Raw genomic sequence first — 877 nt, forward strand, 5'->3', positions numbered from 1 at the left:
ACGCCGGCGAGGTTCAGGCCGATGGTGTTCGTCGCGTCGCTGACGTGGGCCGTGGGCGTGAAGATGGCCGTCCAGACCGTGCGCGCGGCGTTCGGCGTGATCGGGCCCAGCGTGCCGTTGGCGTCGCTGAGCACGACGTCGCTGGCGTCCAGGCCGGTGACGGGTTCGTTGAAGGTGAAGCTGACGGTCGTCGTCTCGCCCGTGGTGAGCGCGTCGTCGGCCACCGTGATGCTCGCCGTGGGGCCCGCGGTGTGCACGCTGTACTGGGCGCTGGAGGCGTTGCCCACACCGGCGTTGCCTGCGGCGTCGGCAACGCCCGCGAGGTTCACGCTGATGCGGTTGCTTGCGGCGTTGGCGTTGGCCGTTGGCGTGAAAGTTGCCGTCCAGGTTTTGCCGTCACTGCCGGCCGCAAGCGGCCCCAGCGTGCCGCTGGCCTCGCTGAGCACGACGTCGCTGGCGTCAAAGCCGGTGACGGCCTCGCTGAAGGCGAAGGTCACGGTGGTGCTCTCGCCGGCGCTCAGGCGCGTGTCGGCGAGCGTGATGGTGGCGCTGGGCCGCAGGGTGTCCACGCGGTAGTTGGCGCTGCTCGCGTGGTCTGCGCCGGCGTTGCCTGCGGCGTTGCTCACGCCGGCAAGGTTCACGCGGATGGTGTTGCTGCTGTCCTCGACATTGGCCGTGGGCGTGAAGGTGGCGCTCCAGGTTTTGCCGTCGGCATTCGCCGTGAGCGGGCCGAGCGTGCCGTTGGCGTCGCTGAGCACGACGTCGGCGGCGGTGAATCCGTTGACGGTTTCGCTGAAGGCAAAGCGGACGGTGGTGGTTTGGCCGGCCGTGAGCTGGGTGTCGGCCAGCGTGATGCTCGCGCCCGGCCGCGTGGTGT

Annotated in this window: 1 protein-coding gene; it reads right to left on the reverse strand. The window is 70.1% G+C overall.

Annotated features, from left to right (window positions below; translation table 11 throughout):
* A partial coding sequence (locus VTU_RS34090; RefSeq protein ID WP_010108842.1) for an Ig-like domain-containing protein occupies positions 1-877 on the reverse strand: 877 nt, incomplete at both ends.

The organism is Verminephrobacter aporrectodeae subsp. tuberculatae At4 (genome assembly GCF_000193225.1).
Lineage (GTDB): Bacteria > Pseudomonadota > Gammaproteobacteria > Burkholderiales > Burkholderiaceae_C > Acidovorax > Acidovorax aporrectodeae.